This window comes from Paracidovorax konjaci, from assembly GCF_900112675.1.
Taxonomy (GTDB): Bacteria; Pseudomonadota; Gammaproteobacteria; order Burkholderiales; family Burkholderiaceae_C; genus Paracidovorax; species Paracidovorax konjaci.
The window spans coordinates 34,153-58,094 of sequence record NZ_FOMQ01000013.1 but is presented as its reverse complement, the minus strand read 5'-3'; the positions used below and the strand labels follow the sequence as shown (position 1 = coordinate 58,094).

Sequence of the window (23,942 nt, the reverse complement as noted above, 5' to 3'; positions counted from 1 at the left end):
CCACCCCTTTACGCGATAGGGAATTCATACAATTGCTCTGTAATTCTTTCAAATTGATACAGAGGACACAATGCGGAAATATTTTTTGGGATTGGCAGTGCTGTTGGCCGCCTGCGGGGGCGGGGGTGGCGAAACGGATGCTCCTGCTCCTGCTCCTGCTCCTGCTCCTGCCCCTGCCCCTGCCCCTGCCCCTGCCCCTGCCGGTAACAGTTGGCTACAGGTCTCTTTGGATACTCCAAAGATCTATGCTCTTGAAGGTCGCTCCGAGGAGTTAATCCTGCGCGCTCAAGCGTCCAAGCCTATTCCAGAGCTAGTTGGAATCAAGGTTGTCTTGCCTCCCGACTTTTCCGAAGCCCGTGAGGTAAATCCAGAAGGAACCGCAAAATATCAGGTATCCCTGAAAATCTCTCCCACGGCAGCCGTTGGAAAAAGAAGCGGCAATATCACTGTATGGCTGTGCCAGGATTCAGTACGCACTTGCAATAATCCCTATCCAGGTTCACCCTGGACCATCCCCTATCAAATAGACGTCTCCTCCAAATCAATATCCTTCAAACCTCTTGCAGCATTGCAAAATGCTCCGGCATGGACGCAGTACCGCGGAAACTCAGCTCGTACCGGTTACGTGCCCACAACGTCGCCGCTGAATCCGGATCAATTTTCCTTACGCTGGGAGAGTTCCAAGGGAATTGCCGCTATTGCCATGAATGGATTGGTGTATGCGTATTCGTCTGTCGTTACGCCTGCTGGCAATAACAAGCTAACCGCTCTTAACGAAAATGATGGATCGACGGTATGGGAACTAAATGCCGGATTTCCAACAAGTGCGCAAGGAAAAATAATCTCCTATATCCCAGGAGAAGAAGCATTCAAAGGCCAAGTACGAGCTATTGATCCAAAGACGGGGATTTTAACAACCCAATACTCGGACCAAGGTTACGATATCGACGGCATGTATGGATCCACGCTAACCTCTAATGGGGCATTGCTTGCAGACGGTGATTCTTTGTATGTGGCCGGATTCACATCTGATTTTGTTTTCAGCGTTGCCACAGGAAAAACTCAGTGGAAAAAATTAACTAGCACCTCAGAAACGGGCTCATCAGCCTCAATTCCCTCCATCGGAGGAAATAAAATTTACTTAGCAAATGACCAACACCTCAAGGTTAAAAACATAGCCGACGGGAGCGAATTAGCTATTTCTGCCAACTCTCCAAATTCAGGCAGCAGTCAGAAGTTCAGCGCCATTCCTGTTGGACAAGATCAGGTTATTGCATCCCATTTCAGCTATGGATGGGCAACCCTTAGCAGCTATTCGATTATTCAGAATCAGAAAACCTGGACCGTCAAGTCGAATTTTCTCAGCACGCCGGCAATAGCTGAGGGAATTATTTATGTGGTCAATATACCAGGCAGCGATTACAGCGCCCCCGTGCTGGAGGCCCGTTTAACGGGAACAGGCGACCTTCTTTGGTCCACCGCGCTTCCCAATAGCGGTTTCTTGCCAGTGACGGGCCACGCGCATCCATACAATCTTGTAGTCGTTGGCAATTGGGTTTTTGTATCCCCTATTAGTGACATCGGGGCTGCGACCTATGCCATCAATCGTTCAACCCATACGATTGGCTGGCAATACCCCGTCATCGGAACATTGGCAGTTTCGGAGAACGGCATCCTCTACATCGCACGGAATAATGGCGCCCTGTTTGCCTTCAATCTTCATTGAGCTTTACGCCGCATGCAGGCCCATGCCCTCAGGCATGGGCCTGGACCAAACACTCCCCGAACGCCTGCGCCGCCCGTGACGGCGCGGGCGACCTGCGCACCAGGCCCACGAAGCGGCAGTCGTAGCGCAGCAAATCCGGCCGCACCGCCTGCAGGCGGCCGCGGCGTTCGAAGGCTTCGGCGTAGTGGTCGGGCAGAAAGCCCAGGTAGCGCCCCGAGAGGATCAGCGTGGCGATCGATTCCTGGTCGAAGCCCGTGGCGGCGCGCGTGAGCCGGGCGCGGTGGCTCAGCTCCATGTTGGGCGAGTGGTAGCCCAGGCCCGCGAAGGGGTGGGCGCGCACGGCGTCCCAGTCCAGGCCGGCGTGGTCGGCGCCGAAAAGCGGGTGGCCCGGGCCGCAGTAGAGCAGCATGGTCTCCCCGAAAAGGTCGGTGTAGAGCAGGCTCTGCGAACTGCGGTGCGCGGGAATGATGCCCACCTGGTAGCTGCCGTCGATCACGCCGCGCTCGATGGCGTTGATGGAGCCCACGTGCAGTTGCAGCTCCACGTCGGGTGCCTGCCGCGCGAAGGCCGCGATCGCCTCGCCGATGCGGGCGGCCGGGTTGGTGGCGGTCTTGTCGAACACGGCCACGGCGAGCTGGCCGCCCATGCGGGCGTGGATGTCGTCGATGCCGTCACGGAAGCTGCGCACCGAGGCGAGCAGGCGCAGCGTCTCCTCGTACACGCGCTGGCCCTCGGGCGTGAGCGCGAAGCCGGCGCGGCCGCGGCGGCAGAGGGTGAGGCCCAGTCGCGTCTCCAGGTCCTTCATGTGGCGGCTCACGGTGCTGGTGGCGATGTTCAGCTCCAGCTCGGCGGCCGCCATGCCGCCGCATTCGGCCACGCTCTTGAAGACCTGCAGGAGCCGCAGGTCCATGTCGCTGATCTGGCCGAGCACGGCGCGTTCGCGCGTGGCGGGCGCCGGGGCGGCCAACGGGGGCGTGTCCGGCGCGGCATCGGCCGCCCCCAGAAGGGAGTGCGCGGGGCGTTTTACTTGCATGGATCGTCAAGTGAACATGGATATTTGACCATTCAAGGAATTATCCGCACCCGGAACAATGCCGTGCAGGTGCCGCGCCGCGTGCGCGCGCAATCCACCGCCTGGCTTCACCTCTCTCTTGTCCCGAAAGGACCGACCATGGGCTTTTCCGTCCTCGACACGACCCCCGGCGCCGACACCGCCGCCCCCCGCATGGATGCCGCGTGGCTCGACGCGCACTGGATGCCCTTCACCGCGAACCGCAATTTCAAGGCCAAGCCGCGCATGATCGTGGGCGGCCAGGGCGCCTACTACACCGATGCCGAGGGCCGCAAGATCTTCGACGGGCTCTCGGGCCTGTGGTGCTCGGGCCTGGGCCACGGCCGCACGGAGGTGGCCCAGGCCATCGGCCGCGCCGCCGCCGCGCTGGACTACGCGCCGGCCTTCCAGTTCGGCCACCCCGCTTCGTTCGAGCTGGCCAACCGGCTCAAGGCGCTCACGCCCGAGGGGCTGGACTACGTGTTCTTCACGGGCTCGGGGTCGGAGGCCGCTGACACCTCGCTCAAGATGGCGCGGGCCTACTGGCGCGCCAAGGGCCAGGGCCAGAAGACGCGCCTCGTGGGCCGCGAGAAGGGCTACCACGGCGTGAACTTCGGCGGCATCTCGGTGGGCGGCATCGTGGGCAACCGCAAGCTGTTCGGGCAGGCCGTGGAGGCCGACCACATTCCCCACACGCAGCCGCCCCTGGGCAGCTTCCAGAAGGGCATGGCCGAGGACGGCGGCCGGGCGCTGGCCGACAAGCTGCTGGACGTGATCGCGCTGCACGACGCCTCCAACATCGCCGCGGTGATCGTGGAGCCGTTCTCGGGCTCGGCCGGCGTGGTGATTCCCCCGAAGGGCTACCTGGAGCGCATCCGCGAGATCTGCACGCAGAACCTCATCCTGCTGATCTTCGACGAAGTCATCACGGGCTTCGGCCGCTGCGGCGCCTGGACGGGCTCGGAGGCCTTCGGCGTGACACCGGACATCCTCAACTTCGCCAAGCAGGTGACCAACGGCGCGCAGCCGCTGGGCGGCACGATCGCCACGAAGGAGATCTACGACACCTTCATGGCGCAGGGCGGGCCGGAGTACCTGCTGGAGTTCCCGCACGGCTACACCTACTCGGCCCACCCCGTCGCCTGCGCGGCCGGCAACGCGGTGCTCGACATCCTCGAGAAGGAAGCCATGCCCGCGCGCGTGAAGGCGCTGGCGCCGTTCTTCGAGAAGGCCGTGCACGGCCTGCGCGGCGCGAAGCACGTGGCCGACATCCGCAACTACGGCCTGGCCGCCGGCTTCACCATCGCCGCGCTGCCGGGCGAGCCCGCGCGCCGGCCCTACGAGGTGGCGATGAAGTGCTGGGAAAAGGGCTTCTACGTGCGCTATGGCGGCGACACGATCCAGCTCGCGCCGCCCTTCATCAGCACGGAGGCGGAAATCGACCGGCTGGTGAGCGCGTTGGGCGATGCGCTGGCCGAGACGGCATGAACCCGATCGCTATTATTTTCATAGCAAACTATTGAATGAATCCGGCGGCATGCCGCCACTTCGACTCCGAACCATGCACAAAGACTCCTCCGTCACCTCCACCGTCGGCCACCTGATCGACGGCCGGATCGTCGCCGACACCGAGCGCTCCCAGCCCGTCTTCAACCCGGCGACGGGCCGCTCCTCCACCAGCGTGGCGCTGGCGAGCCGCGCCACCGTGGAGGCCGCCATCGCCTCGGCCGAGGCGGCCTTCCCGGCCTGGCGCAACACGCCGCCGCTCAAGCGCGCGCGGGTCCTGGCGCGCCTGAAGGTGCTGCTCGAAGAGAACGCCGACCGCATCGCGCAGCTCATCACCGCCGAGCACGGCAAGGTGCTGTCGGACGCGCACGGCGAGTTGCAGCGCGGCATCGAGAACGTCGAATACGCGAGCTACGCGCCCGAGCTGCTCAAGGGCGAGCACAGCCGCAACGTGGGCCCGGGCATCGACAGCTGGAGCGAGTTCCAGCCGCTGGGCGTCACAGCCGGCATCACGCCGTTCAACTTCCCGGCCATGGTGCCGCTCTGGATGTGGCCCATGGCCGTCGCCTGCGGCAACACCTTCGTGCTCAAGCCCTCCGAGCGCGACCCGAGCAGCGCCCTCCTCATCGCACAGCTCGCGCTGGAGGCGGGCCTGCCGCCCGGCGTGCTGAACGTGGTCAACGGCGACAAGGAGGCGGTCGATGTGCTGCTGACCGACCCGCGCGTGAAGGCCGTGAGCTTCGTGGGCTCCACGCCCATCGCCGAGAGCATCTACGCCACGGGCTGCGCGCACGGCAAGCGCGTGCAGGCCCTGGGCGGCGCGAAGAACCACGCCGTGCTCATGCCCGACGCCGACATCGGCAACGCCGTGAGCGCGCTCATGGGCGCGGCCTACGGCTCCTGCGGCGAGCGCTGCATGGCGATCCCGCTCGTGGTGGCCGTGGGCGACGCCACGGCCGATGCCGTCGTGGCCGGCCTCTCGGCCGAGATCGCGAAGATGAAGGTCGGCCCCGGCACCGACAACGGCAACGACATGGGCCCGCTCGTCACGCAGCAGCACTTCGAGAAAGTGAAGGGCTACGTGGACAGCGGCGTGGCCGCAGGGGCGACCCTCGTGGTGGACGGCCGCACCGTGCAGGTGGAAGGCCACGCGGAGGGCTACTTCCTCGGCGCATGCCTGTTCGACCATGTGAAGCCCGGCATGCGCATCTACCAGGAAGAGATCTTCGGCCCCGTGCTCGGTGTGGTGCGCGTGCAGACGCTGCAGGAAGCCATGCAGCTCATCGACGACCACGAATACGGCAACGGCACCTGCATCTTCACGCGCGACGGCGAGGCGGCGCGCTATTTCACCGACCACATCCAGGTGGGCATGGTGGGCGTGAACGTGCCGCTGCCCGTGCCCGTGGCCTACCACTCGTTCGGCGGCTGGAAGCGCAGCCTGTTCGGCGACCTGCACGCCTACGGCCCGGACGCCGTGCGCTTCTACACCAAGCGCAAGACCATCACGCAGCGCTGGCCCTCCGCCGGCGTGCGCGAAGGCGCGGTGTACAGCTTCCCGAGCAGCCGCTGACGCTCGCGCGGCGGCAGCCCCGGCTCAGGCTGCCGCTTCGTCCACCCCTGTTCAAAGACAGCGCTGCGCGCAGAAAGCGCGGCGCATCAGGCCACGCCAGCGGACGCCGCGCAATGGGCTTCGCCCGGCCGCTGGCGCCGTCCCCCTCGGGAGAAAGCGCCAAAGGCGACCCAGGGTCCAGCGTGATTACCGGGGCAGCACGGTGACCGCTTCGCGGGCTTCCGACGTGCTGTACATGGCGCGCAGGTTCTGCGCGGGGATGCCGCGCGCCACGAGTTCCTTGCGCACGGCGAGCGCGCGGGCCAGGGCGACTTCGCGGGCGTTCTTGACGGTCTTGCGGTCGCTGTAGCCCTTGATCTCCCAGCGCTGGCCGGCCGAGGACTTGTCGGCGGCGATCACGTCCAGCAGGGCCAGCGCCTCGGGGCGCAGCGTGGCGTCCGTGCCGGTGAACTCGGCCACGGTGCCGTCTTCGGGCACGCGCAGCGGCTCGGGAGCGGGCGCCGGAGCAGGCGTGGGCTCGGGGGCAGGAGCCGGGGCCGGGGCCTGGGCTTCGGCAGGCGTGCCGGACGAAGGCTGGCCGGGCGCGCCGCCCGCGCATCCGCCGAGCACCGCGGCAGCGCAGAGAAGGCCCAAGAGTTGGCTGTAGGAACGCATAGAACGCATCGATTCACCTGTTGTCGTGGCTGGAAAAAAAGCGGCGCTGCCGGCATGGGCCGGCGCCCGGAACACCCGGTGCCCGGTTCCCGCGCGCCCTCCCCGAGCGCGCGGACGGGCCGCGCTGGAGGCCGATTGTCTCCGCATTGCGCAGCCGGCACCACGCACCCCGCGCACCCGTGCGGAAAATGCAGCGCGCCCGGCCGGCGCGGGCCCGTGCCCGGAGGGCGGGCTCCGGGGCCGCCGCAGCATCTTTTGCCGCGCCGCCGCCATCGCTTCGTGGCCCGCCACGGCCGGGCTGGCAACCCCGGCGGCGCCGTCGTCCGGCGGCTTTTCGCACCCGTCCGGCTTAGGCAGAAATGCTTACCAGGGTTTACGACAGGCTGTCTACAATCGCAGACCCCCGAGAGCCAGGATTCCCCCTTATCGAAGCCCCCGGCGGCATCGCCGCCGGCGCAGCTTCATCTGCCCATTTCCCCTGAGTTGGAGAGAGCTTGATGTCCGACACCACCCCGGTGACCCCCGCGCCCGACAAACGTGCCCTGCTGCGCAAGGCAGCCCTCGAGTACCACGAGTTCCCCAAGCCCGGCAAGATCGCCATCGCCGCGACCAAGCAGATGGTCAACCAGCACGATCTGGCCCTGGCCTACTCGCCGGGCGTGGCAGCCCCCTGCGAAGAGATCGTCAAGGACCCGGCCGCTGCATTCAAGTACACGGCGCGCGGCAACCTGGTGGGAGTGATCTCCAACGGCACGGCAGTGCTGGGGCTGGGCGACATCGGCGCCCTGGCGTCCAAGCCGGTGATGGAGGGCAAGGGCGTCCTGTTCAAGAAGTTCGCCGGCGTGGACGTGTTCGACATCGAGATCGACGAGAAGGACCCGGCGAAGCTCGTCGAAGTCATCGCGGCCCTCGAACCCACGTTCGGTGCCATCAACCTCGAGGACATCAAGGCGCCCGAGTGCTTCTACGTCGAGCGCGAACTGCGCAAGCGCCTGAAGATCCCGGTCTTCCACGACGACCAGCACGGCACCGCGATCACCGTGGCGGCCGCCATGCTCAACGCGCTGAAGGTCGTGGGCAAGGACATCGGCGCGGTGCGCCTGGTCGCCTCGGGCGCCGGCGCCGCGGCGCTGGCCTGCCTGAACCTGCTGCTGAAGGTGGGCCTGAAGCGCGAGAACGTCTTCGTGACCGACCTCGCGGGCGTGGTCTACGAAGGCCGCACCGAACTGATGGACGAGGACAAGATCCAGTTCGCCCAGAAGACCGACGCGCGCACGCTGGCCGAGGTCATCGACGGCGCCGACATCTTCCTGGGCCTGTCGGCCGGCGGCGTGCTCAAGCCCGCCATGGTGGCCAAGATGGCAGCCCGCCCCATCATCTTCGCGCTGGCCAACCCCAACCCCGAAATCTCCCCGGAAGACGCCCATGCAGTGCGCGGCGACGTCGTCATGGCCACCGGCCGCACCGACTACCCGAACCAGGTCAACAACGTCCTGTGCTTCCCCTACATCTTCCGCGGCGCGCTCGACTGCGGCGCCACGACCATCACGCTGGAGATGGAGATCGCCGCCATCCACGCCATCGCCGAGCTGGCCCAGGCGGAGCAGAGCGAGGTGGTGGCTGCCGCCTACGTGGGCGAGCAACTGGCGTTCGGGCCCGAATACCTGATCCCGAAGCCGTTCGATCCGCGCCTGATGATGAAGATCGCGCCGGCCGTCGCCCAGGCCGCCGCGGACAGCGGCGTGGCCCAGCGCCCCATCACCGACATGGACGCCTACCGCGACCACCTGCAGACCTTCGTGTATGCCTCGGGCACCACGATGAAGCCGATCTTCACCGCCGCCAAGGCCGCCAGCAAGAAACGCGTGGCCTACGCCGAAGGCGAAGAGGAACGCGTGCTGCGCGCCGCGCAGATCGTGGTGGACGAGAAGGTCGCCCGGCCGACCCTGATCGGGCGCCCGGCCATCATCGCCCAGCGCATCGAGAAGTTCGGCCTGCGCCTGAAGGAAGGCGTGGACTACGACGTGGTCAACGTGGAGAACGACCACCGCTACCGCGACTTCTGGCAGACCTACCACCGCATGACCGAGCGCAAGGGCATCACCGTGCCCATCGCCAAGATCGAAATGCGCCGTCGCCTGGCGCTGATCGGCTCCATGCTGCTGCACAAGGGCGAAGTGGACGGCCTCATCGTGGGCACCTGGGGCCACACCGCCCTGCACCTGAACTACATCGACCAGGTGATCGGCAAGCGCGCCGGCGTCAACACTTACGCCTGCATGAACGGCCTGCTGCTGCCCGACCGCCAGGTGTTCCTGGTGGACACGCACGTCAACTACGACCCCACGGCCGAGCAGCTCGCCGAGATCACGGTGATGGCCGCCGAGGAAATGATGCGCTTCGGCATCAAGCCCAAGGCCGCGCTGCTGTCGCACTCCAATTTCGGCTCCAGCAACCAGCCCAGCGCCGTCAAGATGCGCCAGACGCTGGAGCTGCTGCGCGTGCAGGCGCCCTGGCTGGAAGTGGACGGTGAAATGCACGGCGACGTCGCGCTCGATGCCGCCCAGCGCGCCAACGTCATGCCGCACAGCACGCTGGCCGGCAGCGCCAACCTGCTGGTGCTGCCCAACATCGACGCCGCGAACATCTCGTACAACCTGCTCAAGACGGCGGCCGGCGGCGGCATCGCCATCGGGCCGGTGCTGCTGGGCGCTGCCGAGCCGGTGCACATCCTGACGGCCAGCGCCACCGTCCGCCGCATCGTCAACATGACGGCCCTCACCGTGGCCGACGCCAACGCCGCGCGCTGACCCCATCCGCCACAGCGAGCGCTAACTTTTAGCGGATGCAATCCCCGCAGGCGCCTGCCTATTTCTTGGGCAGGCGCTTGCTTTTTGGGGGTCTTTCCGTCAAACTACTGGCTCGAAATTTCGGGTTAACCCGTAGTTTCTGAAAGGTGTAGTTGATGCTGAAGGCCATCGCCATCCGGGCGTACAAGGCAGGTATTGCATGCGCTCTGGGTGCCGCGTTCGTTCTGGCTCCCACCTCGGGAGAAGCCCGGAACGCTCCGTCTCCGGGCGGAATTGACACCATCGCTCTGGCCGAGCTGCCTCCGCAGGGGCGCGCCACCTTCGGCCTCATCCGCGAAGGCGGGCCTTTCCCCTACGACAAGGACGGCACGGTCTTTGGCAACCGGGAACGCCTGTTGCCCCAGTACAAGCGGGGCTATTACCGGGAATACACCGTCAGGACGCCGGGTGCGCGCAACCGTGGTGCGCGGCGGATCGTCTGCGGTGGACCACCCCGTACGCCGGACGCCTGCTACTACACCAGCGACCACTACGCGAGTTTTCGGAAGATCGTGGAATGACGCCGCCCTGTGCCTCCGGGCAGGGACGCCGCACTGAACGATTGCAGGCCTGCCGACTCCCTTCCTGAGTGAACCGCGTCCATGGCGGTTTCCGACGATATTCCTCATTGGTGACTACATAAAGAAAGAGCAGCGGAGATGGAAATGCCACTTCGTAACGACCAGGAAAACCCCTTGCGCGGCGTGCGCCCGAATATCGTGCAGTCGATCCGGGCGTTTCGTGTGCAGGATCTGCAGGCTTCCGCCCAGTCGCTGGGCCAGCACTTCCTGTATGCCAACCTCGCGCACGCCCAGACCAAGCAGGACGTCCTCGAACTCATCGCCAGCCAGTTCATGTTCCCGGCCCACTTCGGAAAGAACTTCGACGCGCTGTACGACTGCATGACCGACCCTTTGCATAAATCGGGCCCGCAACCCGGCTTCATCGTGGTGCTGGAGCAGATTCCCACCACCGTGAAGTTCGACAAGGAAGCGCGCGAGCAACTGCTGGACATCTTCCGGGAGGCGTCGGATTACTGGGCGGAACGCAAAATTCCGTTCCGGTGTTTCTATTCTTTTCTGTAGCCCGTTCTGCATCCACCAGCCAGGCAGAACGGGCGAACGAGGCTAACGAAGCCGCTGCGGAGCCCATCGAGATCACCCTCGATCCCGGCGCAGAGAAGATGCCCACCGACAAGCTCGTGGACGTGTCCCCCCTGGCGCTGCGCATGAGCAGCCCGTTCAATGCAGGCTACTGGCTCGCTGCAGCCTGACACTGCGGTTTCGGGACCCTGGTAGGGCCAGGGCCCAGGGTGTCCAACAGGGCCGCGCCCAAGGCGCGACAAGAAGACCGCCACACGGCGGTTTTCGGTTTTGTGGTGGGTTGGTGGGGTGGATCCACCAGTCCCTGGCACGCATGCCAGGAACGGGGCTATGCCGCAGGCTGCGCCCCGGCTGCGGCCAGTGCCAGATCGACGTATTCCTGCACAGGCACTTCTTCTGCACGGCGCTGGGTGTCGAAGCCGCCACCGATTCCGCGGTCGTCGAGCCAGCGCCCCAGCGTGTGCCGTAGGATCTTGCGCCGCTGGCTGAAAGCCACCTGCACCAGTTCGGACAGTAGTTCCACGCGCACCGGAGCGGGTCGCTCATGCGGGACCATGCGCACCACGGCGCTGTCCACCCGGGGCGGCGGATCGAAGCTCTCGGGCGGCACGAAGAGCACATCCTCCATGGCATAGCGCCACTGCAGCATCACCGACAGGCGCCCATAGGCTGCGGTGGCAGGCTCGGCCACCATGCGGTCGATGACTTCCTTCTGCAGCATGAAGTGCTGGTCCTCGATCACCGCCACATGCTCCAGCAGGTGGAACAGGATCGGCGTGGAGATGTTGTAGGGCAGGTTGCCCACCACCCGGACGCGCGGAGCGCCGAGCGTTGCCGCCACGGCGGCGAAGTCCACCTTGAGCACGTCCGACTCGATCACATCGAGGTGGCCGTGCGCGCGCAGGCGGGCCGCAAGGTCGCGGTCCAGTTCCACCACGGTCAAACGGCCGAGCCGCTCCACGAGCGGCTGCGTCAGCGCCGCCAGGCCAGGGCCGATCTCCACCATGGGCTGCCCCGGCGCCGGCGCAATGGCGCGGACGATGGCGTCGATGATGCCCTGGTCGGACAGGAAGTGCTGGCCGAAACGCTTGCGCGGGATGTGCGGCTTCATTGCGGCGGGTCGCGGTATTCCACGTATGCGCGGGCGCGGGCTTCCTGCGCCCAGGTGGCGAAGGCCTCGTCGAGTTTTTTCTCGCGCACGGTGTCGCGGACCATGTCGCGTTGCTCGCGCTGCGTGAGCTTGGCCTCGCGGCGCTCCAGCAACTGGATCAGGTGCACACCGAAGCGCGTGGCCACGGGCTGGCTGATCTCGCCGGGCTTGAGCGTTTCCAGCACTTCCTCGAATTCCGGCACGTAGCGGCCCGGGCCGGCCCAGCCCAGGTCGCCGCCCTGCTTGGCGCTGCCGTCCTGCGAATGCTCGCGCGCGAGCGTGGCGAAATCGGCCTGGCCGGCCTCGATGCGGCGGCGGTATTCGGCCAGGCGTTCCGCGGAGGCGGACTCGCTCACCTGCGGGCCGGCGCGCAGCAGGATGTGGCGGGCATGGGTCTGCACGGCCGTGACCGGGATGCCGGCGCGCGAGCGCTCGATCACCCTGAGCACGTGGAAACCTGCCGGCGAGCGCACCGGGCCGGCGATGCCGCCCACCGGCAACTGCTGCGTGGAGCGCAGGAACAGTTCCGGATAGCGGTCGGCAGGGCGCAGGCCTAGCTGGCCGCCGCTGGAGCGCTCCGCGGCGTCCGAGAACTCGCGGGCGACCTCGCCGAAATCCTCGCCCCCGCGCACCTTGTCGGCGGCCTGCTGCGCACGCTGGCGGCGCTGCTCGACCACGTCGGGCGTGGCATTTTCCGGAACGGTGATGAGGATGTGGCCCAGATTGAGTTCGATCTTGGAGAAATCCGTCGCGGTGGACTGCTGCTGCTCGCGCATGTACTGGTCGACCTCGATGTCGCTCACGCGCACACGCCCTTCCACGTCGCGCTCGCGCAGGCGCTGCACCAGCAACTGGTTGCGCAGCTCGGCACGGAAACGCTCGGGGCTGATGCCATCGGCGGCCAGGCGGCGGTGCATCTCGTCGATGCTCACACTGTTCTGGCGCGCCACGGACTGCTCGGCCTGGGCAATGGCGTAGTCATCGACCTTGATGCCGCTCTCCGTGGCCATCTGCACCTGGATCTTCTCGTTGATGAGGCGCTCCATCACCTCGCGCGCCAGGACCTGCCGGGACGGGCGCTCGCCGCCCTGCGCAGCCAGCTGCTGCTCCACGCGCGAGAGCCGGGCCTGCACTTCGTTGTTGGTGAGCGGCTCGGTGTTCACCACGGCCACGATGTAGTCGGCCTGCCGCGTGGACGGCGTGCCCCGCGCCGCGGCCCCGGGGGCCGGCAGCGTGATGTTGGGTGCACTGCGCAGCGACGGCGCGGCGGCGGGCGCCGACAGCCCGGAGCCACCCGGGGTGCGCAGGCCCTGTGCGCCGGCCACGGCCGGTGCGAGGAAGACGATGGCCGAGGCGGTGCACGCCAGGCCCAGGGTGAATGCACGATGGTTCATGGGGAAGCGTCGATGTCGAGGCGGTTGTCGGGAACGGACGGACGGTCAGTCGTAATTGGTGAAGCGGCTCGGCGCGCTGACCTGCTCGCGCAGGTACTGGTAGCGCGGGATGTTCTGCTTCAGCGTCGTGAGCGGATTGGAGCCCAGCGAGAGGCGCGAGAAACTCACGAACTCGATCTGGAACAGCAGGCGCGTATTGGCCGTGGTCACGCTGCTCTGCAGGCGTTCGAGCACCACGCGGCCGATCCAGCAGCAGCTGTCGTATTCGAAGCCGACGACCATGTCCACGAGCTTGCGGTCCTGCAGGCTGTAGTTGAGGCGGCCCACCGAGTACCAGCGGCCGGGGCCCTGCCCGCGGCCCGGGCCCAGGTTCTGGCCCTTGTCGCCCCAGAGGTCGTTGATCGGCCATTGCCAGCCCACGTCGATCTGCTCGCTGGTTCCGCGCTGCAGGCGATAGGCCGCGCTGATGACGCGGTAATCGCTCGGGTTGTAGCGCGCGCCCACGGTGGAGCGGATGGAGCGGCCGGTCTTGGGGTTGTACTGCACAGTGGAGTCGAAGCCCCACTGGCGCGTCCAGTTGATGCCCGCGCCCAGCAGCACGTCGGAGAGGCGCTCGCTCACGGGGGATTCGCCCGGCAGCACGACGTCCTGGTCGCTGAACCGCACGCGCTGCGCGATCCCGAAGCGCGCGGCCTCGCCGCCGTCCACGGGGTCCAGCAGGCGCGTGGTCACGCCCAGCGTCAGCAGGTTGTTGTCGGCGATGCGGTCGTTGCCGCCATAGCCGTTCTCGGTGTAGATGGTGGCGAAGTTGAAGTCGTTCGCCGCCGTGTCGTACACCGGGATCATGCTCTGGTCGCGGTACGGCGTGTAGGTATAGAACGCCCGGGGTTCGAGCGTCTGCACGAAGTTGCGGCCGAAGTACCGCGCATCGCGCTCGAAGACGAGGCCGCTGTCCAGGCTGAACGTGGGCAGCGCACGCGTGGCCGTGCGGCGGCCGTTGGCGGGCAGCGCGCTGTCGAAGTCGTACTGCGTGGCGTGGAACTGCAGGCGCGGCGTGATGAAGCCCGCAGGCGCCAGGAAGGGCCGGCTGACCTGTGCCATGGCATAGGTGCGGCGCGCGTTGGGCTGGCCCGTGAGCGCGCGATCGGCATGGAAATTGGTGTAGTCGGCCTCCACGCTCGCATCGAAGCCGTTCGGCAGCACCGAAGGCGTATAGCCCCAGTGGAGCTGCGGCATGCGGTCGTAGGGCGGCACGATGGGTGCGTTCACGTCCTGCAGCGTCTGCCACTTGAGGGTGCGCAGGCTGAGCGACATGTCGTTGCGCCCCCAGAAGAGCGACGCATCGGCCGGCAGCAGGCGCTGCGTGAGCTGGGTGACGCCACCGTTGGTGCGCGTGGTGAAGTCGCGCCAGTAGTTGTCGTCGCTCACGCGGCTCACGTCCACGTTCAGGCCGATGCCTCCGATGCCGGTGTCGATCGTGCCGCGGTGCTTGAGTCCGTAGCCCCAGCGGTCGCGTTCGCGCAGGCGGTCCGAGGGCATGTAGTCGCCGCGCAGCTCGCCGCTGTAGGTCGGCTCCAGGTAGCGGAACTCGCCGCCCAGGTTCACGCCGCGCTTGGACATGACCGTGGGCGTGATCGTGGCGTCGCGGTTGGGCGCGATGTTCCAGTAGTAGGGCTGCGAATACTCGGCGCCGCTCACGCTGTCGATGCCGATGGTGGGCGGCAGCAGCCCGGACTTGCGCTTGTCGGAAAGCGGAAACGTGAAGCTGCCGGGCACCGGCAGGATGGGCACGCCCTGGAATTCGAGCACGCCGCCCTCGGCCGTGCCCACCTGCTCGGCGTTGTCGATCCGGATGGAGCGCGCGCGCACGATCCAGGCCGGCTGCCAGGTGGATTCGTCGTCCTTCTGGCAGGTGGTGTAGGTGGCGTCGTGGACCACGGCGCGGTCGCGGTCGAGGAAGTCCACGCGGCGCGCATCGCCGTGCGCGCCATTGATGAGGAAGCGGTAGTTGGCGTCGTCGAAGAACCCCTTGAACGCGTCCACCTGCAGTTCGAGCACCGAACCTTCGTACACGTTGCCCGCGCGGTTGATGCGCACGTTGCCACGGGCCTTGGCCAGGTCATCGGGCACCGCGTAGTCCAGCCGCTCGGCACGGATGATGGTGTCGCCGCGCCGCAGTTCGGCGTTGCCTTCGACGGTGGCGTTGATGTCGGGCTGGCCAGTGACCCGGTCGCCCCGCACGAAGATCGGCAGCCTGGGGCGGACGTCTTCGGGAATCTTTTCCTGCAGCAGCGGGCTGGAACGCAGCGCGGGCGCGGCGTCGGCCGGCGCACCGGGTTCGGATTCGCTTTGTGCAAGAACCGCCAGCGGCACGCCGCACAGCATCCAGGCGGCCAGCCGCGCCAGCGCCCGGCGCTCGAACATCGGCGGTTCGGCACGGCCGCGGCGGCGGGCAGGCGGGAGGGGATGCGTCGGTCGGAGAGGATCGGGCAAGGAAGAAGGGTCCATGGATTCAACCGGTCGGCGGCGCGCTTGCCAGAAAAGGCCGGCGCCGCAGGCCACCCGGTCCGGGCAGGCCGGGTTTGTAAAATCGGATTATCCATGAGCCACCCCCGCCCCCCCTGCCCGGCCGACGATGCCGGCGCCCCCACCGTTGCGTGGTCCGACCCCGCCCGCCGTGCCGCCTTCGAAGCCTGGCTCGCGCCCCTGGCAGCCGAGCACGGCCTGGCGATCGCCAGCCTGCGCCCGGCATCGGCCGACGCGAGCTTCCGCCGCTACCTGCGCATCGACGCCGCGGACGGCACGAGCCGCATCGCCATGGACGCCCCGCCCGACAAGGAGGATTGCCGCCCGTTCGCGCACGTGCAGCGCCTCATGGCCGATGCCGGCCTGAACGTGCCGCAGATCCTGGCGTGGGACGAGGCGCACGGCTTCATGCTGCTCACCGACCTGGGGGCCCAGACGGTGATCGAGCGCCTCGACCCCGAGCGGCCCGCCGATGCCCACGCGTGGTACCTGCAGGCCACCGACGTGCTGCTGCAATGGCAGCAGGCCTCGCGCCCCGGCGTGCTGCCGGCATACGACGAGCCCCTGCTGCGCCGCGAGTTGGCCCTCTTCCCCGACTGGTACCTCGCCCGCCACCGCGGCGTGCAGCTCTCCGACGCGCAGCAGGCAACGCTGGCGCGCGCCTTCGACGCCATCGTGGCGAACAACCTCTCGGCGCCCTCCGTGTACGTGCACCGCGACTTCATGATGCGCAACCTCATGGTGCCGCGCACGGCGGATGCGCCCCTGGGCGTGCTCGACTTCCAGGACGCGGTGTACGGCCCCGTGACCTACGACATCGCCAGCCTGCTGCGCGATGCCTTCATCAGCTGGGACGAGGATTTCGTCATCGACATTACCGTGCGTTACTGGGAGAAGGCCCGGCGTGCGGGCATTCTCGGCGCCGCCAGCGCGTCCGGCTGGGGCGACGATTTCGGCGAGTTCTACCGTGCGGTGGAGTGGATGGGCCTGCAGCGGCACCTGAAGGTGGCCGGCATCTTCGCGCGGATCACGCTGCGCGACGGCAAGCCCCGCTACCTTGCCGATACGCCGCGCTTCATCGCCTACCTGCGCGCCACGGCAGGGCGCTACCGCGAACTCGCGCCGCTGCTGCGGCTGATCGACGCGATCGAAGGCACCGAGGCCGTGGCGGGCTACGCCTTCGGCCGCGTCTGAGCGCCTGCCGCACCATTCCAAGGGTTTTGGTGCCCATGCCGCTGTATTTGCTGAATAGTCAGCTATCAAAAACATAGCAATAGTGAACATTCCCCGATTCCACTGCCCCGAGCCGCTCGCCAGCGGGGCCGCGCTGGCCCTGCCGCCCGCTGCCGCCCGCCACGTGCAGGTGCTGCGCCTGCAGCCCGGCGATGCGATCACGCTGTTCGACGGGCGCGGCGGCGAATATGCGGCCACCGTGGCGCGCATGGGCCGCTCGGACGTGGACGTGGAGGTGGGCGCGCACGACCCCGTGGAGCGCGAAGCGCCCCGCGCCGTGCACCTCGTCGTGGGCATGCCGGCCAACGAGCGCATGGACTGGCTGGTCGAAAAAGCCACCGAACTCGGCGTGGCGGGCATCCAGCCCGTGGCGGCGGCGCGCAGCGTGCTCAAGCTCGCGGGCGAGCGGGCCGCGAAGCGCCAGGCCCACTGGCAGGCCATCGCCGCGGCCGCCTGCGAGCAATGCGGGCGCAACCGCGTGCCGCCGGTGGGCGCGCCCATCGCCCTCGCCGACTGGCTGCGCCTGGGCCCTGCGCCCGGCGCCACGCGGCTCGTGCTGTCGCTGCGGGACGGCAGCCGGCCCCTGCTGGATGCCGCCGGTGCCTCGCCGGCCGTGCAGGTGCTGCATGGCCCCGAGGGCGGCCTGGCCCCGCACGAGGAGGACCTGGCGCTGGCGCAGGGCTTCCTGCCCGCCAGCCTGGGGGCGCGCGTGCTGCGCGCCGAGACGGCCTCCGTGGCGGCGCTCTCGCTGCTGGCCTGCGGATGACGGCGCCCCCCGACACCTTCGCCCGGCCCTCGACGGCCGGCACCGACACCCCCTGGAGCGACGCGCCCGATGCCGACCTGGCCGCGGCCGGGGGCCTGGGCGAATCGGCCGGCGCGCTGTTCGACTTCTTCCGCGACACGGATGCCGCCACCGACGATCCGCTGCTCTGGCGCATTGCGCGCGAGCAGGAACTGTCGCAGGCGCTGAGCGGGCTCTTCCACGGCCCGGCGGCGCTCGTGCAGCTGCGCCTCTGGGCGTTCCTGCAGCTCGCGCGCCAGGGCGAGGCGCAGCTCTCGCGCGAGCGCATCGACGAGCTGTTCCACGCGCTGCGCCCCGAGGCGCTGGACACGGTGCTCAAGCGCTTCCGCGACGTGGGCCTGCTGGTCTGGGACGACAGCCTGCGCGCCTATGCACTGCCGCCGCTCGCGCAGCGCGTGGCCGGGCTGCTCGCGCCGCTGGCCAACAGCGATGCGGCCGTGCAGGACACCGAAGGCGGCGAGCTGGCCGCGCTGCTCGGGCAGGTGGTGGGCGCCAACCAGCTGGGCGCGCTCGATCCCGGCCAATTGCAGATGCTGCAGGCGCAGCTCACGCGGCTGCACGGCGAATTCGCCGATGCCATCGCGAGCGGCTCCGAATTCCGGCTGCGCGCGGCGCGCCAGCGCTACGACCGCGCGGCGCAGCTCATCGACCGCGCCTCGGATGCCATCACGGCCATCATCGGCCACGCGCACGGCCACATCGCCATGGAGCGCGCGGCACGCGCCCTGGGCCAGGCCCAGTCGCGCCTGCTCGCCATGGCGAGCCAGTTCAACCGCGCGCTGCAGCAGGTGGACCGCCAGCGCGTGACGCTCGGCACCACCGGCATCACCAGCACCGACGTGAAGCGCTGGCTGCAGACGCTGCGCCAGCCCGGCGCACTGGCGGAGGGCGCGATCGCCATGCCCGTGGGGATGTGCGCGCTCGCGCCGCACGAACTGCTGGACGTGACCGAGGCCGAGTTCGAGCGCGACCGCCCCACGCAGGGGCCCGCCGAGGACCTGCCCGGCGCGCAGGAAGCGCCCGTGGGCACGCTCTCCGCCGTGGCCCTGCCCCGCGAGCTGGGCGATCTGGCCGATCTGCTGTCCGCCTGGGCGCAGGGCGGCCAGGCCGCTCCGCGCGACGTGGCCGAGGCGCTGCTGGGCGCCGTGCCGGCGTCCGCGCGCTATGCCCAGGTGGCCTACAAGGCCCAGCTCTTGCCGCTGCTCGGCGACCCGCAGGCCGGCGTGCTGCCGGGCGCCACGGGCGCGCTCGCGCGGCAGCCGTGGCGCGTGCAGTGGGAGGCGGCCACGCAGGCGCTGGACCATGCGCAGGTGGAACTCATGAGCTGCGGGCACGTGGTGCCGGCCGACTGGCCCGCGGACGCTCCGGCGCCAGCGCACGCGCCAGCCGAGCCCGCCCCTTGAACCCGCCCGCCGCCGCTGCCCTGCTTTCCGTGCCTTTTCTTTCTTCCCGTTTCTTTTCCCGGATGGACCGCTGCCCATGGACGACGCCGCCCTGCTGATCGCAGAACTCCTCACGCGCCGCTGGCTGCCGCGCAGCCACCCGCGCGTCAAGCGCGCGCTGGTCGATGCCGAACTGTTCGCCCAGGTCGAGCAGCGCCTCGCGCAGGCCGGCCTGCGCTTCGTGGACAGCATCTATGCGGACCACGTGAGCGTGGCCCTGCTGCCGCCCGCGCAGAACGCCGTGATGGGCGAAGGCGCGCTCAACGCCAACAACAACCTCGACCTGCCGCGCGACGCGCAGGCCCTGCTGGTGGTGCTGTGGGCGCTCATCGTTTTGCCCAAGCGCGAGCGCCAGACGAGCCGCACCGAGGCCGAGGGCGACGGCCAGAACGACTTCTTCCCCGGCGCCAAGCCGCTGCCCTCCGCGCGGCTCGCCAGCCCCGTGCTGTCGTACAAGACTTTGTTGGAGGACTACGGCAACCAGCTCGGCAAGAAGCTGCGGCTGGATGCCAACCTCAAGCTGCTGGAGCGCCACGGCTTCATCGTGCGCCGGCAGGACGAGATCGCCGAGGGCCCGCTGCTCGATGTGCTGCTCGACTACGACGTGCTGGCCCCGCGCATCCTCGACGGCGCGCTGGCCGACGTGCTCGCGCGCGAGCGCGCCGCCGCACCGGCCGCGGACGCCGCAGCGCCCCCGCCGCCCTCCCCCGAGTCCGAGCCCGCCTGACCCATGTTCCATCTGCAAACCCTCGAACTCGTCCACTGGGACTACTGCCAGCGCGTCGCGCTGCCGCTGGACGCGTCCATCATCACCATCGCCGGCCCCAACGGCTCGGGCAAGACCACGCTGCTGGACGCCATGCGCACGCTGCTGGGCCTGCGCTGCTCGGCCCCGCGCGACTACCGCACCTACGCCCGCCATGCGGGCGCGCAGACCGCCTGGCTGCGCGCCGTGGTGGACAACCGCCCGCAGGGCCGCCAGACCTCCAGCCGCCCGTTCGCGCGCCGGCTGCTCTACTCCGACCAGGTGACCCTCGCCTGCCGCATCGACAAGAACGGCGGCGACTGGCAGCGCCGCTACTGCCTGCTGGACGGCGACGTCTCCATCGAGCAGCTGCGCGACACGCCCGAGAAGGACCTCGGTTTCATGGGCGTCGAGGCCTGGAGCCGCGTGCTCGGCGCAGCCGGGCTCTCGGCCGCCATCGCGCGCGTGCTCTCGCTGGAACAGGGCCAGACCGACCGGCTCTGCGAATTCAGCCCGCGCGAACTCCTGCGCCTGGTGTTCGACGTGTTCGGCGACCAGCAGGTGCTCGACGCCTACGACCAGGCGCGCGAGCACCAGCATCAGCTCGCGCGCGAGATGGTGCAGGCCGAGCGCGAACTCGACCACAGCCGCACCCAGCTCTCCGAACTGCAGAACCGCGTGGCGAGCTACAAGACGTGGCAGCTCAAGCTCTCCGAGCGCGAGCGCCTCGCCACCGAGGTGCTGCCGGTGCTGGCCTGGCACGGCGAGCGCGAAGGGCTCGTGAAGCAGGCGCGCGAACTGCGCCGCCAGAAGACCCAGCACCGCACGGCCCTGGCCGAGCAGGCCGCGCAGAACAAGCGCCTGCTCACGCTGCTGCAGGAGAGCACGCTCGCGCAGTCCGACGCCGAACGCCTGCGCGCCGAGCGCGACGAGGCACGCACCGCGCTCGACGGCGCCACGCGCCACGAAGCCCCGCTGGAGCAGCTGGCCAAGCGCGAGGCCGAACTGCTCGCGCTGGTGGACAAGGGCAGCAACGCCGACGAACTGCAGGCGCACCTGCGCCAGCTGCAGGCGCAGGAATCCGAGGCGCAGGACGAGCGCTCGGCGCTGCAGCAGCGCCGCCGCATCGCGCAGGAATCGCTCAAGGCGCTCGAAGGCCAGCCGCTGCCGCCGCTGCCGCCCGAGGTGCTGCAGTTCCGCAAGCGCCTCGTGGCCCAGGGCATCGGCCACCAGTTCGTGGCCGAAGTGGTCGAGGTGGCCGACGAAACCTGGCGCGCGGCCATCGAAGGCGTGCTGCGCGGGCACCGCTGGGTGGTGCTGCTCGACAAGGACAGCGACCTCGCCGAGGCCTACGACATCGGCGAGCGCGAGCGCTACCGCCACTACCTCGTCGGCCCCGGCGAAAAGCCGCTGCGCGGCGAACCCGGCACGCTGCTGGCCCACGTGCGCTTCACCGCGCCGGTGCCGCGCTGGCTGGTGCAGCAGCTCCAGCAACTGCGCTGCGTGGCCGATCCGCGCGAGGGCAAGCGCGTGGGCGGCACCTGGATCACGCCGCAGGCCTACATGCACGACGGACGCGGCGCCCGCTCGATGTGGGTGGAACCGCGCGACCACCAGTTCGGCGCCGCGGCCGTGCATGCGCGCCGCAACGCCGCCGAGCGCGATCTGGCGCAGATCGACGCGCAGCTCGCGCCCGTGCTCGACCGGCTGATGGCCCTGAAGCGCCAGGTCACCGACACGCGCCGCGCGCTCGAAGGCCACAGCGCCTCGGAAGAACTCGCGCGCCGCAGCGACGAGTTCGCCCAGGCCCGCGAGGAACTGCCGGCGGGCAGGCAGGCGCGCATCGCGGCCGCGCAGCGCTGGCAGCGCCTGGACACCGAGGCCACGCGCGCCCACGACCGCCACCGCGCCTTCACCGACGAGCACCAGCGCCTGGAGCAGCAGCTCAAGCGCGCGCGCGGCGACACCGACCGCGCCGCGCAGGAATGGACGGCCCGCCGCCGCGGCCACCTCGAGGCCGCGCGCCGCAGCCAGGCCCGGCGCCGGCAGTTCCCCGCCCGCTGGACGGCCGCGGCCGCGCTGCGCGCGCTGGAGGACGACTACGTCAACGACACCCAGGCCAAGCTGCGCCTGCAGGCCGTGGAGCAGGAGCTCGACCAGGGCACCTGGGAGCAGGACGCCACCGTGGAAGAGCGCTTCCGCCGCATGGAGGCCACCGTGCGCGAGCAGGCCCTGAGCCTCTCGGACCACCAGGTCAAGAATGCCCAGGCCGGCACGGCCGTGCACAACGCGCGCGAGAGCTACATCGAGGTGCTGCGCAGCACCGTGCGCCGCTACCGCAAGAACATCCAGGAGCTGGGCGCGCTCGCGGGCGTCGAGGTCGCGGCCGACCTGCCGCTCCTGGAGAACGACGACACCGTGCTCGCGCAGGCCGGCCTCAAGGTGCACTTCGCCTTCGACGGCAAGGGCAGCATCGGCATGAACGACGGCGAGGCCTCGGGCGGCCAGCAGGTCATCAAGTCGCTGATCCTGCTCGTGGGCCTGCTCAAGGACGAGGAAAGCGGCTCGGGCGGCTTCGTCTTCATCGACGAGCCCTTCGCCCACCTGGACGTGCGCAACATCCAGCTCGTGGGGCACTTCCTGCGCTCCACCCAGGCGCAGTACGTGCTGACCACGCCCATCACCCACAACCTGGAGGTGTTCGAGCCAGCCGAGATCACCCTCGTGACCAGCAAGAAACCCCAGGGCTCGCGCTGGGCGCCGCCCATCGCCGTGGCCAAGCGGCGCGGCGTGCCGCAACTGGCGCCGATGGAGGGGTAGCGGCGCGCTCCTGCGGCCCTAGGGTTTTTCCCAGCCTCGGGCGCAGTCCGGCCAGTGTCCCCACGCGGGAGCCTGGAGTAAAACCGTGGCGGCGCCCCCGCGCCCCGAAGGAGTACCCACGGTGCCATTGCCGCCAGCGTCCCCGCCACGAGGACGGTCCGCGAAACCCGGCGGCAAGACCGCTGGATCGCGCCTGCTCGACGCCATCCTCACGACCGACCGGCGCCAGCGCACGCGCCTGTCCATGGCCGGCCTGGCGGCACTGCTGATGGCCTGCTGCATGGCCGCGATGCACATCGCGGTCGCGGCGGGGCTGGCCGCGGCGGGTCCCGTGCGGATCTGGACCGTGATGTCGGCCGGCGGCCTGTTGCTGGTGTACGGGCTCATCCGCAGCGGCGTGTCGCAGCGCTGGGCCGACCCTTCCCTCACGCTGGCGCAGATCGTCTATGCCATCGCCTGCAACGCGGTGGCGTACTCGATCGGCGGGCAGGCACGCGGCATCGCGCTGCCGATCCTGGCGGTGATCCTGATGTTCGGCATGTTCGGGCTGTCCACGCGGCAGATGCTCGGCGTGATGCTCTACGCCCTGGCCGCTTTCGGCATCGCCATCATGGCGGTGGAGCTGCGCGGGGAGCCCGGCCATTCGCCCGCGCTCTCGGCCGCCTACGGGATCATGACCGCGGTGGTGCTGCTGGGCAGCACCTTCCTCACCACGCGGCTGCAGGCCACGCGCGAGCTGCTGCGGCGGCAGAAGCACGAGCTGGCGCGCGCACTGGACCACATCCGCGAACTGGCCACGCACGACGAGCTGACGGGCCTGCTCAACCGGCGGCACATGCTGGAGCTGATGCGGCTGGAGCAGCGGCGGGTGGCGCGCTCGGGCCACCAGCTCACGATCGCCCTGCTGGACCTGGACCACTTCAAGGCCGTCAACGACACCCACGGCCATGCGGCCGGCGACCGCGTGCTGCGCGCCTTCGCCCAGGCCGCCCGCCAGTGCGTGCGCGAGGCCGACGTGCTCTCGCGCTGGGGCGGCGAAGAGTTCGTGCTGATGCTCTGCAACACCCCGCCCGAGGCGGCGCGCGCGCTGCTGGAGCGCCTGCGCGAGGCGGTGGCGCGGCTGCAGGTCGCGGCGCAGGCACCGGACGCCCCGCGCAACGCCTCCTCCGCGGCCCCACCGGCGCCGCTGCGCGTCACCGTCTCCATCGGCTTCACGCTGCACATTCCCGGCGAGAAGATCGAAGACACCCTGGAGCGCGCCGACCAGGCGCTCTACGCCGCCAAGGAAGGCGGCCGCAACCGGACCGAAGGCCGGCTGAAGGCGCCGGGCGAGCCCGCCGCGCGCTGATGCCCGCCCCGCTTGAC

18 protein-coding genes are annotated in these 23,942 nt (G+C 68.8%); 13 read left to right on the top strand and 5 right to left on the bottom strand.

What is annotated here, in order from left to right; all coding sequences use genetic code 11:
- The first annotated feature begins 70 nt into the window (after positions 1-70).
- Positions 71-1,726 (top strand): outer membrane protein assembly factor BamB family protein, encoded by a 1,656-nt coding sequence (locus BM144_RS23635; protein ID WP_139225762.1) that lies wholly within the window; start codon positions 71-73, stop codon positions 1,724-1,726.
- A gap of 28 nt (positions 1,727-1,754) precedes the next feature.
- Here BM144_RS23635 and BM144_RS17595 read toward each other — a convergent pair whose 3' ends face one another.
- On the bottom strand, positions 1,755-2,636 hold the full coding sequence (locus tag BM144_RS17595) for a LysR family transcriptional regulator (RefSeq protein ID WP_092955374.1): 882 nt from the start codon (positions 2,634-2,636) through the stop codon (positions 1,755-1,757).
- 261 nt (positions 2,637-2,897) lie between these two features.
- On the opposite strand from BM144_RS17595, the gene aptA reads away from it, so the two are divergent.
- Both aptA and BM144_RS17585 read left to right on the top strand, forming a co-directional pair.
- Positions 2,898-4,265: an omega-aminotransferase AptA gene (aptA, locus tag BM144_RS17590; RefSeq protein WP_092955192.1), complete on the top strand. Its 1,368-nt coding sequence runs from the start codon at positions 2,898-2,900 to the stop codon at positions 4,263-4,265.
- A gap of 73 nt (positions 4,266-4,338) precedes the next feature.
- The gene (locus tag BM144_RS17585) at positions 4,339-5,856 is read left to right on the top strand and encodes a CoA-acylating methylmalonate-semialdehyde dehydrogenase (RefSeq protein WP_092955189.1); all 1,518 of its coding nucleotides are present in this window, start codon (positions 4,339-4,341) and stop codon (positions 5,854-5,856) included.
- A 186-nt stretch (positions 5,857-6,042) separates the two neighbouring features.
- Here BM144_RS17585 and BM144_RS17580 read toward each other — a convergent pair whose 3' ends face one another.
- Complete coding sequence (locus BM144_RS17580; RefSeq protein WP_245783708.1) at positions 6,043-6,489, bottom strand: OmpA family protein; 447 nt, start codon at positions 6,487-6,489, stop codon at positions 6,043-6,045.
- A gap of 518 nt (positions 6,490-7,007) precedes the next feature.
- On the opposite strand from BM144_RS17580, the gene BM144_RS17575 reads away from it, so the two are divergent.
- From BM144_RS17575 to BM144_RS22905, 4 genes are all read left to right on the top strand, one after another.
- The gene (locus BM144_RS17575) at positions 7,008-9,320 is read left to right on the top strand and encodes an NADP-dependent malic enzyme (protein WP_092955183.1); all 2,313 of its coding nucleotides are present in this window, start codon (positions 7,008-7,010) and stop codon (positions 9,318-9,320) included.
- A 155-nt stretch (positions 9,321-9,475) separates the two neighbouring features.
- Complete coding sequence (locus tag BM144_RS17570) at positions 9,476-9,880, top strand: guanyl-specific ribonuclease (RefSeq protein ID WP_092955179.1); 405 nt, start codon at positions 9,476-9,478, stop codon at positions 9,878-9,880.
- Between the two features lie 138 nt (positions 9,881-10,018).
- Entirely contained in the window at positions 10,019-10,444 is a 426-nt protein-coding gene (locus BM144_RS17565) for a barstar family protein (protein ID WP_092955176.1), read from the top strand.
- Positions 10,423-10,632, top strand: coding sequence for a hypothetical protein (locus BM144_RS22905; RefSeq protein ID WP_139225761.1), 210 nt, complete (start codon positions 10,423-10,425; stop codon positions 10,630-10,632). Before BM144_RS17565 ends, BM144_RS22905 begins: the two co-directional genes overlap by 22 nt.
- Before the next feature lie 158 nt (positions 10,633-10,790).
- Here BM144_RS22905 and rsmA read toward each other — a convergent pair whose 3' ends face one another.
- From rsmA to BM144_RS17550, 3 genes are read right to left on the bottom strand one after another with little or no spacing between them, the layout of a single operon-like run.
- Positions 10,791-11,573, bottom strand: coding sequence for a 16S rRNA (adenine(1518)-N(6)/adenine(1519)-N(6))-dimethyltransferase RsmA (rsmA, locus tag BM144_RS17560; protein WP_092955173.1), 783 nt, complete (start codon positions 11,571-11,573; stop codon positions 10,791-10,793).
- On the bottom strand, positions 11,570-13,006 hold the full coding sequence (locus BM144_RS17555; protein WP_092955170.1) for a peptidylprolyl isomerase: 1,437 nt from the start codon (positions 13,004-13,006) through the stop codon (positions 11,570-11,572). The genes rsmA and BM144_RS17555 overlap by 4 nt, the downstream gene beginning before the upstream one ends.
- Before the next feature lie 45 nt (positions 13,007-13,051).
- Positions 13,052-15,514 carry an LPS-assembly protein LptD gene (locus BM144_RS17550; RefSeq protein WP_092955167.1) on the bottom strand — a complete coding sequence of 821 codons (2,463 nt, stop codon included), beginning with the start codon at positions 15,512-15,514 and terminating at the stop codon, positions 13,052-13,054.
- 93 nt (positions 15,515-15,607) lie between these two features.
- Here BM144_RS17550 and BM144_RS17545 point away from each other — a divergent pair, with 93 nt between their 5' ends.
- The 6 genes from BM144_RS17545 (at position 15,608) to BM144_RS17520 (ending at position 23,925) form a co-directional block, all read left to right on the top strand.
- Positions 15,608-16,726, top strand: a complete 1,119-nt coding sequence (locus BM144_RS17545; protein ID WP_092955164.1) for an aminoglycoside phosphotransferase family protein — start codon at positions 15,608-15,610, stop codon at positions 16,724-16,726.
- An 88-nt stretch (positions 16,727-16,814) separates the two neighbouring features.
- Entirely contained in the window at positions 16,815-17,531 is a 717-nt protein-coding gene (locus BM144_RS17540; RefSeq protein ID WP_092955371.1) for a 16S rRNA (uracil(1498)-N(3))-methyltransferase, read from the top strand.
- Positions 17,528-18,973: a hypothetical protein gene (locus tag BM144_RS17535; RefSeq protein ID WP_092955161.1), complete on the top strand. Its 1,446-nt coding sequence runs from the start codon at positions 17,528-17,530 to the stop codon at positions 18,971-18,973. Before BM144_RS17540 ends, BM144_RS17535 begins: the two co-directional genes overlap by 4 nt.
- Positions 18,974-19,049: 76 nt before the next feature.
- Positions 19,050-19,739 (top strand): hypothetical protein, encoded by a 690-nt coding sequence (locus BM144_RS17530; protein ID WP_092955158.1) that lies wholly within the window; start codon positions 19,050-19,052, stop codon positions 19,737-19,739.
- Positions 19,740-19,742: 3 nt separating this feature from the next.
- The gene (locus tag BM144_RS17525; RefSeq protein WP_092955155.1) at positions 19,743-22,577 is read left to right on the top strand and encodes an ATP-binding protein; all 2,835 of its coding nucleotides are present in this window, start codon (positions 19,743-19,745) and stop codon (positions 22,575-22,577) included.
- 121 nt (positions 22,578-22,698) lie between these two features.
- Positions 22,699-23,925 (top strand): GGDEF domain-containing protein, encoded by a 1,227-nt coding sequence (locus BM144_RS17520; RefSeq protein ID WP_092955368.1) that lies wholly within the window; start codon positions 22,699-22,701, stop codon positions 23,923-23,925.
- Positions 23,926-23,942 lie beyond the last annotated feature (17 nt).